The organism is Micromonospora sp. 15K316 (assembly GCF_004348525.1).
Lineage (GTDB): Bacteria > Actinomycetota > Actinomycetes > Mycobacteriales > Micromonosporaceae > Micromonospora.
Genome location: NZ_SMKG01000120.1, coordinates 1 through 17,036 on the forward strand (window position 1 = coordinate 1; position 17,036 = coordinate 17,036).

Sequence of the window (17,036 nt, forward strand, 5' to 3'; positions counted from 1 at the left end):
GGGCGGGTGGGATCGAGCCGGACGCCGAGGCGCGCGAAGAGTTCTTCGGCGTCGCGGTTCATCGCCGCCGTGTCGATGCGGCGCAGACCACGCAGGGGCTGGCGGCCCATGAAGATGTTCTCGGCGACCGAGAGGTCGGGGAAGAGGGTCGGCTCCTGGTAGATGACCGCGATGCCGGCGGCCCGCGCGTCGGCCGGACCGCGCAGGTCGAGGGGACGACCGTCGAGGACCATCCGGCCGGCGTCCGGGGCGTGGGCACCGGCGAGGGTCTTCACCAGGGTGGACTTCCCTGCGCCGTTCTCACCGACCAGGGCGTGCGCCTCGCCGGGGTGCAGCGCCAGGTGCACCCCGCGCAGCGCGGCGACGGCGCCGAAGGACTTCGCCACTCCGTCCAGTACCAGCAGCGGGGCGCGGTCGCCGCCCGGTGTTTCGGGGCTCATCCGACCCCTTCCTGAATCGTTTCACGGGTCGTGCATGGACGGTAGGGGCAGATATTCGTGACCGTCAAGACTTCGATACCACTTCGTTTCCGCCGCCGGTACGCCTCGGGCACGACCGCCCTGTTCCACCGAGAGCGAGCGCCCGACACCAGTCACGGGCAACTGGATGAAACGTTTTAGCCGCTATAGACTCCCTGACGATCGCCCGGACGGGGCCGGCTAGCGCGGCCGCCGCCGTACGGACCGGGGATCACCACGAGGTGGTCCCCTACCGTTCGCCGGGACTCGTCACGTACGGATCGTCGAGGGACTGATGGCAGGGGCAAGCATCAAGGAAGTGGCCCGGCACGCCGGCGTCTCCCTCGGCACGGTGAGCAACGTGCTCAACCGGCCCGACATGGTCTCCCCCACCACCCGGCAACGGGTACTCGACGCCATCGCCGAACTCGGCTACGTCCGCAACGACTCCGCCCGCCAGCTCCGCGCGGGTCAGAGCCGCACGATCGCCATCGTCGTGCTGGACGTGGCCAACCCCTTCTTCACCGACATGGTCCGCGGGGCCGAACAGGTCGTCGAGGAGACCGGCGCCATGCTCATCGTCTGCAACAGCGGTGAGGACAGCGCCCGCGAGCGCCGGCACCTCGAACTGCTGGAGGAGCAGCGGGTCCGCGGCGTGCTCATCACCCCCGTCGGCGACGGCCCGCAACCCCACCTGGAGAAGCTCATCGACCGGGGCATCCCGGTCGTGCTCGTCGACCGCGGCACCGGGCGGGCCAGCCGCTGCTCGGTGGCCGTCGACGACGTCCAAGGTGGCCGGCTCGCCATGGACCACCTGCTCGACCAGGGGCACCGCCGCATCGCCTACGTCGGCGGCCCGCTCTCCATCGCCCAGGTCGCGGAGCGGCACGCCGGCGCCGCCGCCGCCCTGGAGGACCGGGACACGGGCGCCGAACTCCGCGTCGCCGCGACCACCAGCCTCACCGTCACCGCCGGGCGGCGGGCCGCCGAGGAGTTGCTCGCCCTGCCCGCCCGGCAACGACCCACCGCCGTCTTCTGCGCCAACGACCTGCTCGCCCTCGGCGTGCTCCAGGAGCTCACCGCCCGCGGCGTCCGGGTGCCCGCCGACATCGCGATCGTCGGCTACGACGACATCGAGTTCGCCGCCGCGGCCGCGGTGCCGCTGTCGTCCGTACGCCAACCCCGCGAGCAGCTCGGCCGCACCGCGGCCGAGCTGCTGCTCGAAGAGGCCGAGCACGGCACGGCACACCGGCACCGGCACGTCGTCTTCCAACCCGAGCTCGTCGTCCGCCGCTCCAGCGACCAGGCCCGACGCAGCCGACGCTGACCCCGCGGCGGGCCGAACCCGACCACCATCAGGCCCGTCCGGACGCCCGCACACCGGCCCGGGCCCGGCCGGCGATCGACGATCGCCGGCCGGGCCCGCGGGCTCAGGCGATCGGCGCGGAGCTGCTGACGAAGCGCCAACTGCCCGAGCCGACCGTGTGCACCAGGTAGCCGTCCGCCATCCGCCGGGCCGGCACCAGCCCACCGGGCGACGCCTCGACGTCGCCGGCGCGCGCGGTGGGCACGTGGACCTCGGCCGTGGCCCCCACCGGCACCTGCACGGTCAACTCGAACCGGCCGTCGCGCCGCCGCCAGGCGGCGCCGGCCCGGCCGCGTACGGTGTCCACCGCCACCGACGCCGAGGAGAGCTGCGCCCGCGCGTCGGGCCGGACGACGAACCGGGCCCAACCGTCAGCGACCGGTCGCAGACCCGCGACGTGCTCGTAGAGCCACTGCACCACGGTGCCGTGGAAGTAGTGCTGGCGGGAACGGGTCGACGTGGGCCACATCTCCCACATCGTGTCGGCGTCGTTCTCCACCCAGTAGCCCCAACTCGGGTAGGTCCGCTGCGACGCCACCCGGGCCGCCACGTCGGCGTGACCGTGCGCGGTCAGCACCGGCAACAGGACGCTGGTGCCGAGGCAGCCGGTGTTCAGGTGCCAGCCCCGGTCCCGGATGTCCGCCACCAGGTTCTCCACCACCGCCTGCACCAGGTCGTCCGGCACCAGGCCGAACGCCAACGGCACGGCGTTCGACGTCTGCCGGTACCCGGGATCGCGATCGGTGCGGTACAGCCCGCGCTCCCGGTCGAGGAAGGTCTCGTTGAGCCGGTCCCGCAGGCCGGCGGCCGCCGTACGGAACCGGGTGGCCTGCGCGTCCTGCCCGATCAGCTCGCCCAGCTCCGCGGTCGCCACCAGCGCCCGGTGCAGGTAGGCGGTGGCGGTCAGCCGGGTGTCCTCGGGCGGGTTCCCGCCGGTGCCCGGTGACAGGTAGTCCCCCAGCGCCGTCACCGCCAACCCGTCGTCGAGGCGGCCCAGCTCCCACTCCAGATAGTCGGTCACCGCCGGCCAGTGCTGCCGCGGCAGCCGGTCGTCGCCGTACCAGCGGTGCATCTCACGCAGCAGGTACGGGTAGACGGTGGTCCACTCGGGGGCCGGCGCGAGTTCCTGGTACCCCCAGCCGCCGCTGGGCACGATCACCGGCACCTGACCCGAGGCGATCTGGGCGTCCCGCAGATCACCGAGCCACTTCGTGAAGAACCGCGACAGGTCGAGTTGACCGGCCATCGTGGCGGCGGCGACCTGAGCGTCCCCGGTCCAGCCGTTCTTCTCGTACATCGGGGTGTCGGTGGGGATGCCGTGCAGGTTGTTGCGCACCGTACGGCGCATCATCCGCTCGAACTGCTCGAAGAGCGGCTCACTGCACCGGAACTCGCCCACGTCGCGGACGTCGGAGTGCACCACGCGCATGGTCACGGTGCCGGTACGCGCCGCGCCGGGCAGCCCGTCGAGCTGCACGTAGCGGAACCCCTTGTACGAGAAGCGCGGCTCCCACACCTCCTCGCCGCCGCCTCGGGCCACGTACTCGTCGACCTGGAACCGGCCGCCCTGCACGTGCCCGGTGGACGCCTCCACCGTCCCGTCGTCGCGCAGCTTCTCGCCGTACTGGAGGCGGATCGTGGTGCCCGCCGGGGCGGTCACCCGCAGCCGCACCCAGCCGGCCGTCGTCCGGCCGAAGTCCGCCACCCAGACGCCCGCGCGCGGGGAGCTGAGCCGGGCCGGGGCGACGGACTCGACGACCCGGATGGGCTCGTGTTCCTGCGCCCGCAGCGTGCCGGCCGGGGCGTCCAGCACGCTCGCCCGGTCCCAGTCGGTGTCGTCGTACCGGGCCGTCGCCCAGCCCGGCCGTTCCCGGCGGGCGTCGTAGGTCTCCCCCGCGTAGAGGGAGTTCGACAGGGTGGGGCCGGTGGTGACGCGCCAGCCGTCGTCGCTGACCACCTCGGTGCGCGACCCGTCGGGGTGCTCGACCACCAGACGGGCCAGCAGCCGCGGCTCGCCGTGCCAGGGCGGTTGGTGCCAGCGCCACACGTTGCGGGTGGTCATGCCGTAGAAGCCCCGGCCCAGCTCCACGCCGAGCGCGTTGCGCCCCTGCACCAGCAGGCGCGTGACGTCGTGCGTCACGTACAGGACGGTGTCGTCGTAGTCGGTGAACCCCGGGTCCAGCACGGCCGTCCCGACAGGCTCACCGTTGAGGTGCGGCACCTGGTAGGCGACGCTCGCCACGTACAGCCGGGCTCGGTTCACCGGCTTGTCGAGCCGGAACATGCGCCGGAGCAGCGGCGCGGGCCGCTCCTCCACCGGGGGCTCGATGCCGCTGCCCCACGGCCCCTGGCCGTACGGCGCGAGGACCACCACCGGCGACCAGGCCGAGTCGTCGTGGCCCGGCTGCTCCCAGCCGGACTCGACGCTGCCGGCCGTCCGCCAGTCGGCGCCCGAGACGAGCACCAGCTCGCCGCCGTCGGCGGTCCGGACCACGAGCTTCGCGATGAGACCACCGGGGTTGACCGACGCGCCGCCGCGGTTGGTGGCGATCGCGGCCAGCACCAGGTCGCCGCCGACGGCCGCGCGGGCCAGGTCGGTGACGTCCGCGACCCGTGCGGTACGCCAGCCGTCCGTCTGCTGGGGCGCGGAGAGGACGAGCCGGCCGGAGAGGTACGCGGTGAAGTCGTCGTCGGCGCTCATGATCAGCCGGGCGGAGCCGACAGCGGTTCCCGCCGGCAGGGTCAGCCGGCCCCGGAACCAGCGCGGGCCGACCGGTGCGTTGCCGGTCGTCGCGCCCGGACCCCACACCCAGGAGGCGCCGGCCAGGTCGAGGGTGTTCGGCTGCGGGACCTGCACCTGGCTGCCCCACGGCCCCTGGCCGTACGGGGCGAGTACCGCCACCGTGGTCCAGCCGGCGTCGTCGTACCCGGGCTCCGCCCAGTCGGCGTGCTCGGTGTCGGAACTGCGCCAGGAGCCGTCGGTCACCAGCACCAGCCGCTCGCCGGCGGTGGTGGTGACGACCAGTTCGGCGATCAGGCCGGCGGGGTTCACCGACGGGCCGGGACGGTTGGTGGCGAGCACGGCGAGGGTGAGGGCACCCTCGGCGGCGCGGGCGAGTTCGGTGACGTCGGCGGCCCGGGCGTTCTTCCAGCCGTCGGTCCGCGGCGGGGCGTGCAGCACCTGCCGCCCGTCGAGGTACGCGGTGAAGTCGTCGTCGGCGGTGACCACGAGCTGCGCGACAGCGATGCCGGTGCCGGCGGGGAGCGGAAGCCGGCCGCGGAACCAGCGGGGACCGGCCGGGGCGTTCCCGGCGGTGGCGTCCGGCGACCAGATCCACGCGGCGCCGGCCAGGTCGAGCGCTTCGCTCGCGTGGTCGGGCTCGGCGCCGATCCACCGCGCCGCGCCGAAGCCCTCGTCGCGCAGGCCGGTCTCGAACCACGTCGGGGTGCTCCAGCGCGTCGCGCGGCCGGCCCGGTCCCAGAGCCGCACCCGCCAGTGGTAGCGGGTACGCGCCTCCAGTCCCGGGCCCGCGTACGCCACGCCCACCGACCGCGCGGAGGAGATCCGACCCGAGTTCCAGACGTCCGCCGCCTCCGGGGTCAACCGGTCCGGACGGGTGGCCACCAGCACCTGGTACGCGCTCTGTGCGGCGTTGTGGCCCGGCGCGCTCGCGATCCAGGAGAAGCGGGGCTCGGCGACGTCCGTGCCGAGTGGACGGTCGGCGTACTCGGTGCGCAGGTGGTCGACCGCGAGCGGTCCGGCGCCGGCGCCGGCCGGCGGGGCGGCCGACGCCGGCTCGGTGGCGGCGGCGCCGAGCGCCACGGCTCCGGCGCCGGCGACGCCCCATCCCATCAGGGATCGGCGGCTGAGTTCCGATCCCGGTGCCGGGGCCGGTCGTGGTGTCTGCGCCATCGGGTTCCTCCTCGATGCGGTGGCGGCGTGGGTCAGGGCTGCGAGCCGGCCGGCAGCGGCGCGGACCAGGCGTCGGCGATCGACGGGACGCCGCCGGCCCGACCGGCGGGTCAGCGGGGCTGGGCGGCCGACGCGGAGACCGGGCGGAAGCCGGAGCGCCCCGAGCCCACCTCGAACACGGCGCGACCGTTCTGGATCCCGAGGAAGGTGGCCTTGCTCGGCCCGGCCGACCGGTAGGACTTGCCGGCCGTGACCGGCAGGGCGACCCGGGCCGTGACGTTGACCGGCACGTCGAGGTCGACGTTCAGCCCGGAGCCGGTACGCCGCCAGTCGAGCCGCACCGGCCCCCGCTGGGTGGGCACGACGCCGGAGGCGTGGTGCAGCCCCACGGCGGGTGGCACGACGTCGATCCGGGCCGCGCCGGGGGCGGCGGTGCGGACGCCGAGCAGGGTCTCCTGTACGTCGACCACGGCCTGGGCGCCCCAGCCGTGGGATTGGCTGAAGTTGCTGCCGGGGTCGAGGGTCCACGCCTCCCAGGTGAAGGTGCCGCCCTGGGCGAGGATGTCGGCCCAACCGAGATCGTCGGCGTTGGTCAGCAGGCGCAGCACCGCGTCCGGACGGTCGGCGTCGGCCAGCGCCCGCAGCAGCCAGTGCGCGGTCATCGGGCCCTGCTTCATGCCCATCGACGCGAGGTGCCCGGCGAGCGCCGGCAGGTCCGCCCGCGGGGCCACCCCGTGCGCGATGGCGTACGACGTCGAGTGCTGACCGGCGTGGGCGCTGGGCTCGCCGGTGGCCGACAGCCCGTCGACGTAGACGCCGTCGGGGCGGCGCAGCTTGGCGTTGATCGCCTCGGTGAGCGCGGCGGCGTGCCCGTCGTAGCCGGCGATCTCGGCGGCGGGCCGGCCGAGCGCGCGGGCCGCCTCGGCGACGGTGCGCAGCACGTCGACACCCTGCGCGTTGATGGTGGTGCGGGCGGCGGCGCCCATGTCGTACCCGAACCGGCCGGGCTCGGGCCAGTCCACGATGCCGTAGCGGTACGCGCCGCTGCCCCCGGCCAGTTCGGTGACGAGGCCGGCGGTGGGTCCGGTGGCCGGGATGTGGCGCAACACGTAGTCGGCGGTGTCCCGGATGGCCGGGTACGCCTCGGCGAGCAGCGTCCGGTCGCCGGTCTCCAGCCAGTACCGCCACACCCAGTCGACGAACATCAGCGAGTAGTCGGGGATGTCCCGCTTGCCGTCGCCGTTGGGGTACACGGCGTTGTAGCGGCCACGGTCGTCTCCGGTGTTCCAGTAGCGGGTGGCCGAGCGGAGGAACTCCCGGATGGCCTGCTGGGTGGCGTCGCGCTCGCCGTACGCGCCCATCGTGGCGTAGGAGATGTTCGCCGCGTCGCCCAGGAACTGCCCCTTCTCCCGGGTGGGGGTGTCGACGAACGCCTCCTGGACGGAGTAGAGCGCGGAGCGCGCCATCATCTCCCAGACCGCGTCGAGCGTGGGATCCGAGCTGGCGAAGGTGGCCTTGCCGCCGGGCGGCACGTCGGTGTGCACCACGACGGCGGAGACGTCGTGCCGCGCGATGTGCTCGCCGGCGTCGGGGATCTCCAGGTAACGGAAGCCGAGGTGGGTGAAGGCACGGAACTCCTGCGCGCCGTCGGTCTGGATGTACGGGAAACTCATGTCGGTGCCCTGCGAGAGCAGGGTGGACGTGGCGACCCGACCGGTGTCGGTGAGGGTGTATCCGGCCCGGATGGGCACGGTGTGCCCGGCCACGCCGGCGTGGAACCGTACCTCCGGTCGGGCGGGGACGACGACGCCGAAGTCGGCGACGACCGTGCCGTCGGCGGCGGTACGTAGCGCGACCGGCGTGATCCGCCGCTCGGCCAGCCGGGTCTCCTGCGCGATCAGGTGCGGCGCCGACGTGGTGGGGTGCACGCCGACGACCTCGGCGGCGGCGAACGGGGCTTCGTCGTCGTCGTGACCGGGGCGGGCCCAGCCGGTCACCTCGGCCCGGGCGTCCTGCCGTTCGACCCGGTCACCCTCGCCGTTGCGCCGCTCGGCGCCGGCGACGAACCGGGTGTCCCGGGCGACCCGCCAGGTCCCGTCGGTGACGAACACCTCGCGGGTGCCGTCGGCGTGCTCGACGACCAGCTTCAGCAGCACGCCGCGCGCACCGGCCGGGCGCCCCTGGCCGCCGCCGTACCAGTGGTACCGCAGCCCGATGGCGAGCGGCTTGCCGGCGGCGACCAGGCGGGTGACGTCGGCGGCCTGGTAGTAGTCCTCGCCGGAGTAGCCGAAGGAGGTGCCCCGGTCGGCGCGGACGCCGTTGAGGTAGAGCTCGTAGGTGTGGTCGGCCGAGGTGTAGGCGCGGGCTCGCACGACACGACTCGCCGCGGGCCGGACCTCGGTGCGGGCGAGTGTGTAGTCGTCGGCCTCGGTGGTGGCGCGGCGGATCCAGCTGGCGCCCTCCCACTGGTTGTCCGAGATGCCGGTCTCGAAGGCGCCGCCGGCGGCCGGGGACTGCCGGCCGGTGCGGTCCCAGGTGCGCACGGTCCACCGGTACGCCGCTCCGGCGTCCAGCCCGGGCCCGGTGTAGGGCACGTAGGACTGCTGGTCGGAGGCGACCTTGCCGGAGTCCCAGACTCGGGTTCCGTCGCTGGTGGTGACGGTGATCCGGTAGGCGGTCTGCGCCTCACCGGGGTCGGCGTCGCGGGGCAGCCAGCCGAACCGGGGTGTGCCCTCGACGTCGAGCGGGTGGGCACGGTCGTCGACCGTGAGGGCGGTCGGCGCGGCCGGCGCGTGCCCGCGGGCGGCGAACGCGGGCGGAGCCCCGGCCAGGACGGTGGCGACGACGGTCGCGGCTGCCGCGACGACGATCGCGCGGCGCCTGCCGGGCCGCGGCCGGTGGTCGATGGTCCGAGGGGTCACGCCTGCCTCCTCCACCTTATGAATCGTTTCAGGCAGGCTACGTGCTCGTCAGGGCCGTGTGAAGGTGTCCTTCGTGGCCGGATCCGGCCACGAAGGAGATCGACGAGCGCCGGCACCGGACGTCTCGACTGTTTATCGTCGGGTGATCAAGGGCCTACCGTGGGTTCCGGCGGTGCCGGGGAGAACCCGATCAGAGCCCCGCGCAGGGCCGGCCGTCGATGGCGCAGCTCGCGGGTCCCTTGGCGAACGCCGCGGAGTCGCGTACGTCGAACCGGATCGTCTGCGACTGACCGGCCGGCACGGGGCGCCCGGTGAACGTCACGGTCTTCCCCTCCTGCCGCCACTCGGCGCCGCTGACCTTACCGATCTCGCTGTCGTCGGCGAACGTCACGACGACCGTCCAGTCCGCTCCCGCCACATCGCCCGGGTTGCTGATCGCCACCTCGCCCGTGTAGCCGAGCAGGCGGCTGTTGACGTTCTCGTAACGCGCCGTCAGGACCGGGCCGGACGGCTGCTGCGGCGGCGCGGAGCTGGGCGTGCGGGACGGCTTCGCACTCGGCGTACGGCTCGGCCGCTGGCTCGGGCTCGTCGTCCGGTCGGACCGGGCGGACGAGGCGCTCGGAGCGGGACGGGTCGACGACGGCGCCGTTCCGGTGACCGTCGCCGTCGGCGTGGCAGCGGAGTGCGCGCCGGTCTGCTCCGGTGGCTCCGAGCGCAGCGCCCAGACCGTCGCGCCGCCGGCGAGGAGCACGCCGACCCCGGCGGTGAGGAGCACCGCGCCCCGGCGGTTACGCGACCGTGGCTTGCCCGCCCACTCCAGCATCGGCAGCTCGGTCGTCATCCCGGCCACCCCGCGCCGCAGGTCGACCTGCTGGAAGGCGAACCAATCGAGGATCGCGGGCAGCCGGTTCGCCAGCGCCTGCTGGTAACTCTGTTCCCGGGCCCCGCGCAGCGCGGGGGTCCACTCCCCGTCCTGGAGGGTCTCCCGCAGCGCCAGCCGGCAGCCCTCGGCCGTGGGGGTGAGCGTGCAGGTGAGCAGGCTGCGCCGGCCGGCCTCCAGGCAGCGCATGGTGACCAGCTCCGCCGCCCGCTGCTCGACCACCTCGGCGCCCACGACGTCGTCGAAACCGGGCATCCCCGCCGTGGCGAAGAGTAACCGGCCCGGCTCGTCGGCCGCCGCCGTCGTCTCGGCGAACCATCGGCCGAGCAGCTCCCGGTCGGTCAATGCGTGCCAGACCCGGTCGGCGGGATGGAACAGATCGACCTGCGCGCTGATCTCGATCACGGCGAGACTCTACGGTCCAGGGTGGTCGCCCGCACGGCACGGGGTCCTTCCTCGACACCGGGCGCCGGCGCGCCGTCAGATCCCGGCCGGCGCCGGCTGGGCCTGGCGGGCCGCGCGCGGCGACCCGGCGCCACGGATCGGGGTGAACAGGCCACCGAGCGCGACGAGGACGCAGCCGGCCCCCGCCAGGACGGTCACGGCGGTGGCGCCGAACCGCCCCGCGGCCCAGGTCAGCATCGCGGCGCCGGCCGGGCCGAGCGCGTAGTGCGTGCTCCAGAAGGCGGAGGTGACCCGCCCCAGTAGATGGTCGGGGGTGATCTCCTGCCGCAGCGACATGGAGGAGATGCCGCCGACGCTGACGCCGCAGAGGTACACCGCGGTCAGCACGGTCACCGCGGGCACGGAGCCCGCGAGACCGACGCCGGCCAGGGCGAGACCGCAGACCAGCTGCGCCCCGATCCACGCCGTGCCGAAGCCGCGGCGACGACGCAGCGGCGCCACCAGCAGCGCACCGGCGACGGTGCCCAACGCGGCCAGGCCGAGCACGGCGCCGACCGTGCCGTCGGTGCCGCCGAGGTCGTGTTTGAGGTGGTAGACGAGCACGTCGGTGAAACCGTAGGTCAGGAAGATGAAGACCGACAGCAGGACGGTCAACGCGCGCAGCACCGGCTCTCGCCAGAGGAACCGCGCGCCGGCGAGGAACTCGGCCAGCGGCTTCTCCCGCCGGACGGCGGCGGCCTCGGCCCGCGACCGGAACCGGATCAGCCACAGGCCGCCGGCCGAGAGCGCGAAGCTCACCGCGTTGACGGCGAGCGCCGCCGAGGGGCCCACCCGGGCCGAGACCACTCCGGCGAGCAGCGGCCCGCCCACCGCCGCCAGGGCGAAGGTGGCCTGCAACCGCGCGTTCGCCTCGGTGATGCGGTCCCGGTCCACGAGGGTCGGCACCGCGGCGACCGCGGCGATCTGGAAGAGCATCCCGGCCGCCTCGCAGATCGGCAGCACGACGAAGAGCAGCCAGACCTGGGGACCGGCGAGCCAGGCCAGCGGGATGAGGCCGTAGAGCACGAAACGGACGACGTCCACGATGATCATCAGGGTGCGCCGGTCGTACCTGTCGACCAGGACGCCCCCGAAGACGCCCGCGCCCACGGCCGCGGCGCCGGCCACCGCGGTCAGCAGGCCCATCTGCGCGACGGAGCCGGTGGCGTGCAGCACCAGCAGGGGTACGGCGAGGAACGCGAACGCGTCGCCCGCGGCCGAGAGTGACTGGGCGAGCCAGTACGTGCCGAAGGCGCGGTCCCGCCACAACGAGCGGTGGATCGTCCTCGTGCCACGGGTCATGCCCGAACGGTACCGGGCCGTGCCGCCGGTGATCGGGCGGTCACCGGCGGGGCCTCCCCCCACCGGTCGGGTCCGGTGCCGGCGGTCGACAGCGGTCGCGGCTGTGGAGTTCCTGAACGGTGCGTCACCGGCGCTTCACCCTGCGCGCCCGTGACGCTGCGTAGCGCGACGTCATGGGCCGGACAGCGAGTGGTCACCTGGCCGTCCACCGGCGCACGCCGGCCGGACGCGCGGGCTGGATTAGCTGCGCGGCGTGACAGCTCCGACCCTGACCGCCACCGGTGCGCCCGCCGGTCACGTCGACCGGCCGCCGGAAGGCGCCCGCCGGACCGCGCGGCCGGCGCGGGCGCGCGAGGCGCTGCTCGGCCTCCTCTTCACCCTCCCGGGCCTGGCGGGCCTCGGCGTCTTCGTGGTCTTCCCGCTGTTCCAGGCGGTGTACCTGTCGACCCGGGGCAACGACATCCTGGGCAATCCGACCCGCTCGGTCGGACTGCGGCACTTCCACGAGCTGCTGACCCCGGCCTTCGGCACGGTGCTCTGGCAGACCCTGGTCTTCACGGTGCTGGTCGTGGTGCCCGGGGTGCTGCTACCGCTGTCGCTCGCGGCGCCCATGACCCAGCGACTGCCCGGGATGCGGATCTTCCGGACCGCGTTCGCGCTGCCGTTCGCGTACTCGGTCTCGGCGGCCAGCGTGGTCTGGCTGATCATGTTGAACCCCGGCGTGTCGCCGGTGAACTGGGTGCTCGGCCTGCTCGGCCTGCCCGCGCCGAACTGGACCACCGAGCCCGGCTGGGCGATGGCCACGGTCGTCGGGGTGACCGTCTGGATGGTCTCCGGCTTCAACCTCCTGGTGCTCGCCGCCGGCCTGGCCGGCGTCGACGAGGAGGTGCTGGAGGCGGCCCGCATCGACGGCGCCACCGGTCCCCGGCAGTTCGTCAGCATCGTGCTGCCGTTGATCTCGCCGAGCCTCTTCTTCGCGGTGGTCACCACGACGCTTACCGCGTTGCAGGCGCTCGGGCAGGTGCAGATCATGACCGACGGCGGCCCGAACGGGCACACGCGGACGCTCGTCTACTCGATCTTCGACAACGCGTTCCACAACAACAACAGCAACTTCGGGCTGGCCAGCGCGCAGGGGCTGGTGCTGCTGGTGGTCGGCGTGCTGATCGCCGTGGTGCAGTTCGGCGTCCTGGAGAGGCGGGTGCACTACCGGTGAGCAGGAGCGTGAACCGGCCCGGACCGCTGCCGACCGTCCTGACGTACCTCTGGCTCGCTGTCGCCGCCGTGGTGCTGCTCTTTCCGGTGCTGCTCACCGTGCTCGGCGGGTTCCTCCCGTCGAACGCGCTGCTGCACCAGCCGCCGCAGCTCCTCGACGGCCACTGGACGCTGGAGAACTACCGGGCCGCCTGGCGCCAGCCGGTGGTGCCGCTCGCCCCGGCCTTCGTGAACTCGCTCTTCGTCGGGGTGAGCATCATGCTCGCCCACCTGGTCACGTCGTGCCTGGCCGCGTACGCCCTGGTCTTCCTGCGCAGCCCGCTGCGCCGGCCGATCTTCTGGCTCTTCCTGGCCACGATCATGGTGCCGTACGAGTCCATCGTGGTGCCGAACGCGCTCTTCGTCCGGTCGCTGGGCATCAACGACAACCGGCTCAGCCTGGTCCTGCCGTTCCTGGCCAGTGGGTTCGGCGTGTTCATGCTGCGCCAGGCGTTCCGCCAGTTCCCCCGGGAGCTGCGCGAGGCCGCGGTCATCGACGGCTGCGGCCACCTGCGGTTCCTGCTCACCATCCTGCTGCCGGCGACCCGGCCGGCGCTGATCGGCATCGCCGTCTGGTCGTTCCTCCAGGGCTGGAACATGTACTTCTGGCCCTTGATCATCTCGTCCAGCAACAACTCCCTCAACACGCTGCAGACCGCCGTGTTCGCCCTCAAGGACAACGAGGGCGGCAGTCCCGCGGTGCTCCTGGCCGGCATCACCATCACGCTGCTGCCGACGCTGCTGCTGGTCGTCTTCGGCCAGCGCTGGCTCGTCCGTGGCTTCACGGCCGGCGCGGTCAAGTAGTCACGAAAATCCTAGGAGGAAGAACAGTGCGTACCACCCTGCGCCGGGTGGCGGTCGGGCTCTCGCTCGCCGCCCTCACGGCCACCGCCGCGGCCTGCGGTTCGGCCACGGCGAACGACGACGCGGCGGCCGGCGGCACCGAGGCGCCGGCCGCCAGCGCCCTGGACGGCAAGGGCGAGGTGTCGATCGACTTCTGGCACGCCATGAGCGGCAAGAACGGCGCGGCCCTCCAGCAGCTGACCGACCAGTTCAATGCGAAGAACAAGGGCCGGGTCAAGGTCAACCTCCAGTTCAAGAACACGTACGACGACACGCTGTCGGCGTACAAGGCCGCGCTCAACAGCGGCCAGGCGCCGGACGTGGTCCAGGTCTACGACATCGGTACCCGATTCATGATCGATTCGAAGTCGACGGTGCCGATCCAGTCCTTCGTGGACGTCGACAAGACCGACACCTCCGACATCCAGCCGAACATCGCCGGCTACTACTCGGTCGACGGCAAGCTCTACTCGATGCCGTTCAACACCTCGATGCCGCTGCTCTACCTCAACAAGACGGCGTTCACCAAGGCCGGCCTCGACCCGGCCAACCCGCCGAAGACCCTCGACGAGATCACCGAGGCGGCCCGCAAGCTGACCGTCAAGGACGCCGGCGGCCGGGTCACCCAGTACGGCTTCGGCGCCGCGCTCTACGGCTGGTTCCTGGAGCAGTGGACGGCGGCCGGCAACCAGGAGTACTGCGACCAGGGCAACGGCCGTGACGGTCGGGGCACCACCGTCAAGCTCGCCACCGACGACCACGTCAAGCTGCTCGCCTGGTGGAAGAAGATGGTCGACGAAGGGCTCGCGCCCAAGCTCGACAGCAACACCACGACCGCCGACAACGCCTTCACCGCCGGCACGGTGGCGATGACGCTGGAGTCGACCGGGTCGCTCGGCGGCTTCCTCACCAGTACCCAGGGCAAGTTCGAGATCGGCACCGGCAACTACCCGAAGATCAACGCCACCGACGCGGGCGGCCCGATCATCGGCGGCGCCTCGCTCTGGGTCGTCGGCAAGGGCAAGGACGACGCGCGCAAGCGCGCCGCGTGGGAGTTCGTGAAGTTCCTCGCCGACAAGGACTCGCAGGCCACCTGGCACACCTCGACCGGGTACTTCCCGATCAGCAAGGGCGCCCTGGAGACCGAGGTGGACAAGCAGTGGGTCGCGCAGCGGCCGCAGTTCCAGACCGCGATCACCCAGCTGCAGAACACCCCGCTGAGCAAGGCCACCCAGGGCTGCCTGCTCGGCGCCATGCCGCAGGCGCGCAAGGCCGCGGAGCAGGCCATGCAGGCGGCGGTGCTCAGCGGCACCGACCCGCGCGCCGCCCTGCAGCAGCAGGAGCAGGCCATGACCGGCCCGATCAAGGAGTACAACCAGTCGGTGGCCGGCTGACCGCCGGATCCGACGCTCGCCGGCCCCGTTCCCGCACCGTACGGCGGGGGCGGGGCCGACTCGCGTCCGGGCCACCGAGCGGGCGCTCGCGGCCGGATCAGCGCACCGGCATGAGGGGCGCGTAGTCGGCGGCGGTGAGCGGATCACGGGAGAGCGAACCGTCCCCCCGCGGCACGTCCAACGGCCGCCCGCCCAACCGGAACGAGACCCGGTCCACGTCCGGGCGGGTGGTGAGCGTACAGACGATCTGCCCGAAGGCGAGCACCTCGTCGCTGCGGCCCGTCTCCTCACCGGCCGCCCGGAGGTCCACCTCGGCGAGGGTTCCGTTCATCCGTACCCCCGCCACGCTGACCGTGCCGGGCAGGGCGCTCGCGAAGCCGGCCTCCCGCTCACCAGCGGTCGGCCCGGCCAGCAGATGCTGGAGGTGGAGGTCGATGCCCGGCAGGCTGTGCACCCGTCGCCCGGCGCGGTCGAGCCGGTCCTCCCGGACGAAGCAGAGCGCCTCCGTCACCCGCCCGGTCGGGGCCGTCGGGCCGGCGGTCACCGCCGTCGGAAGGGAACCGGGCGGCGGTGGTACGCGCCGGGGCGCGTCGTCGACCGGTACGCCGCAGCCGCCGAGGAGCACGACGAGCAGGGCCCCGCCGAGCAGGCGGCGGCTCACGGCAGGGACCCCGGCAGCTCGACCCGGAACCTGGCTCCGCCCGCCGGACGATCGGCGACCCCGGCGCGTCCGCCGTGCGCGGCGGCGTGCTGGGCGACGAGGGCCAGCCCGAGACCCGTGCCGTCGCTGTCGGCACGGGCGTGCGCGGCGCGGCCACGGACGAAACGGTCGAAGATGGCCTCACGGTCGGTGGCGGGCACGCCGGGGCCGTCGTCGTCCACCTCCAGCACCGCCGTGTCGGGCAGCCGGGTCGACAGGTGGACGGCGACCGGACCACCGCCGTAGCGGGCCGCGTTGTCGAGCAGGTTCAGCAGGATCTGTTCGAACCGGCGCCGGTCCACCCGCCACTCGGTCGCGGCACCGGGTTCGGCGCGTACCAGGTCGTCGGGGAGGCCGCGGGTCCGGCAGGTCTCCCGGGCCAGCGTCACCACGTCGACGAGTTCCCGCTGCGCGGGCTGCTCGGTCCGGGCGAGCTCGATGAGGTCGTCGACGAGCCGCTGGAACCTGTCGATCTCCTCGGCGACGAGCCGCGCCGCGGTCGCCGTACGCTCGTCGTGGTGTTCCCGTCGCCGGCTCAGGACGCTCGCCGCGGCGGCCAGCGTCTGCAACGGCGAACGCAGCTCGTGACTGACGTCGGCGGCGAAACGCCGGTCCCGGTCGATGCGCTCCACCAGCTCGTCGACCATCCGGTTGAACGAGGTCGACAGCCGGGTCAGGTCGGGGTCGGTGACCACGTCGAGGCGGGTGGTGTAGTCGCCGGCCGCGATCCGCTCGGCCGCGTCGGCCACCGCGGTGAGCGGGCGGACGCTGTGCCGGGTGGCGTACCAGCCGAGGGCCGCGCCGGAGCCGGCGGTCATGATGGCGACCGCGGTCAGCGTGAGCGCCACCACCTGGAGCGTCTGCGCCACCTCACGCAGCGAGGTGAGCTCGTAGTAGCTGGTGGTGCCGGAGAGGGGAACACCGACGAGCAGGGTGGGCTGCCCGGCCACGGTGATCCGCTGCACGGCGGCCTCCCCGGAGCGCACCACGCGCTGCAGCTCCTCGGGGACGGGGCTGCCGTCGATCTCGGCGGAGCGGCTGTGCCACTGGCCGTCGCGGTGCAGCAACGGACGACGGCCGGTGCCGGTGTCCAGGGAGCGCAGCACCGCCACCACGTCCGGATCCTCGGTGTCGAGTCCGGTCCGCACCACGGCCGCGTCGAAGTAGGCGGCACGCACCGCCGTCCGCTCCCGCTCCTCCAGCAGCGAGTGCCGGGTCAGGTCGTAGGAGAAGAGCGCCATCGACGCGGCGAGCAGCAACGCGCCGACGGCGAACGCGGCGGTGACCCGGGCGCGCAGTCCGAGTCGGGTCATCGCTGCAGTTTGTAGCCGAGGCCCCGGAGGGTGACCAGGTGCCGGGGATTGGCCGGGTCGTCCTCTATCTTCTGCCGCAGCCGGCCGACGTGCACGTCGACCAGGCGCTCGTCGCCCGTGTCGTACCCCCAGACGCGCTGCAGCAGCTGCCGGCGGGACAGCACCCGACCGACGTGCTCGGCGAGTTCGCAGAGCAGCCGGAACTCGGTGCGGGTGACCGGCACGACCCGCCCCGCCCGGCGCACCTC

At 73.4% G+C, this 17,036-nt stretch carries 12 protein-coding genes; 4 read left to right on the forward strand and 8 right to left on the reverse strand.

The genetic code is table 11. The features are described from left to right. The coding region (locus E1211_RS20930) for an ATP-binding cassette domain-containing protein (protein ID WP_132350703.1) at window positions 1-440 on the reverse strand (440 nt) is incomplete at its 3' end. 313 nt (window positions 441-753) lie between these two features. On the opposite strand from E1211_RS20930, the gene E1211_RS20935 reads away from it, so the two are divergent. Continuing rightward, the gene (locus E1211_RS20935) at window positions 754-1,785 is read left to right on the forward strand and encodes a LacI family DNA-binding transcriptional regulator (protein ID WP_132350704.1); all 1,032 of its coding nucleotides are present in this window, start codon (window positions 754-756) and stop codon (window positions 1,783-1,785) included. A gap of 103 nt (window positions 1,786-1,888) precedes the next feature. Here E1211_RS20935 and E1211_RS20940 read toward each other — a convergent pair whose 3' ends face one another. From E1211_RS20940 to E1211_RS20955, 4 genes are all read right to left on the reverse strand, one after another. Continuing rightward, complete coding sequence (locus E1211_RS20940) at window positions 1,889-5,737, reverse strand: family 78 glycoside hydrolase catalytic domain (protein WP_207915453.1); 3,849 nt, start codon at window positions 5,735-5,737, stop codon at window positions 1,889-1,891. Window positions 5,738-5,847: 110 nt separating this feature from the next. Beyond that, the gene (locus tag E1211_RS20945) at window positions 5,848-8,658 is read right to left on the reverse strand and encodes a family 78 glycoside hydrolase catalytic domain (RefSeq protein WP_207915454.1); all 2,811 of its coding nucleotides are present in this window, start codon (window positions 8,656-8,658) and stop codon (window positions 5,848-5,850) included. A gap of 190 nt (window positions 8,659-8,848) precedes the next feature. Beyond that, entirely contained in the window at window positions 8,849-9,943 is a 1,095-nt protein-coding gene (locus tag E1211_RS20950) for an SRPBCC family protein (protein ID WP_132350705.1), read from the reverse strand. Between the two features lie 75 nt (window positions 9,944-10,018). Next, a complete protein-coding gene (locus E1211_RS20955) occupies window positions 10,019-11,284 on the reverse strand; it encodes an MFS transporter (protein WP_132350706.1) in 1,266 nt (421 codons plus the stop codon). 253 nt (window positions 11,285-11,537) lie between these two features. Between E1211_RS20955 and E1211_RS20960 the strand changes: the two genes are divergently transcribed. From E1211_RS20960 to E1211_RS20970, 3 genes are read left to right on the forward strand one after another with little or no spacing between them, the layout of a single operon-like run. Next, entirely contained in the window at window positions 11,538-12,500 is a 963-nt protein-coding gene (locus E1211_RS20960; protein ID WP_207915455.1) for a carbohydrate ABC transporter permease, read from the forward strand. After that, the gene (locus tag E1211_RS20965) at window positions 12,497-13,342 is read left to right on the forward strand and encodes a carbohydrate ABC transporter permease (protein WP_132350707.1); all 846 of its coding nucleotides are present in this window, start codon (window positions 12,497-12,499) and stop codon (window positions 13,340-13,342) included. The genes E1211_RS20960 and E1211_RS20965 overlap by 4 nt, the downstream gene beginning before the upstream one ends. Before the next feature lie 26 nt (window positions 13,343-13,368). Continuing rightward, complete coding sequence (locus E1211_RS20970) at window positions 13,369-14,775, forward strand: ABC transporter substrate-binding protein (protein WP_132350708.1); 1,407 nt, start codon at window positions 13,369-13,371, stop codon at window positions 14,773-14,775. A 97-nt stretch (window positions 14,776-14,872) separates the two neighbouring features. On the opposite strand, the gene E1211_RS20975 is transcribed toward E1211_RS20970, so the two are convergent. From E1211_RS20975 to E1211_RS20985, 3 genes are all read right to left on the reverse strand, one after another. Then, entirely contained in the window at window positions 14,873-15,436 is a 564-nt protein-coding gene (locus E1211_RS20975) for a GerMN domain-containing protein (protein WP_132350709.1), read from the reverse strand. After that, the gene (locus E1211_RS20980) at window positions 15,433-16,788 is read right to left on the reverse strand and encodes a cell wall metabolism sensor histidine kinase WalK (protein WP_132350710.1); all 1,356 of its coding nucleotides are present in this window, start codon (window positions 16,786-16,788) and stop codon (window positions 15,433-15,435) included. Before E1211_RS20980 ends, E1211_RS20975 begins: the two co-directional genes overlap by 4 nt. Beyond that, window positions 16,785-17,036 (reverse strand): helix-turn-helix domain-containing protein (locus E1211_RS20985; protein WP_132350711.1); only part of this gene is annotated, 252 nt, incomplete at its 5' end. The genes E1211_RS20985 and E1211_RS20980, both read right to left, overlap by 4 nt.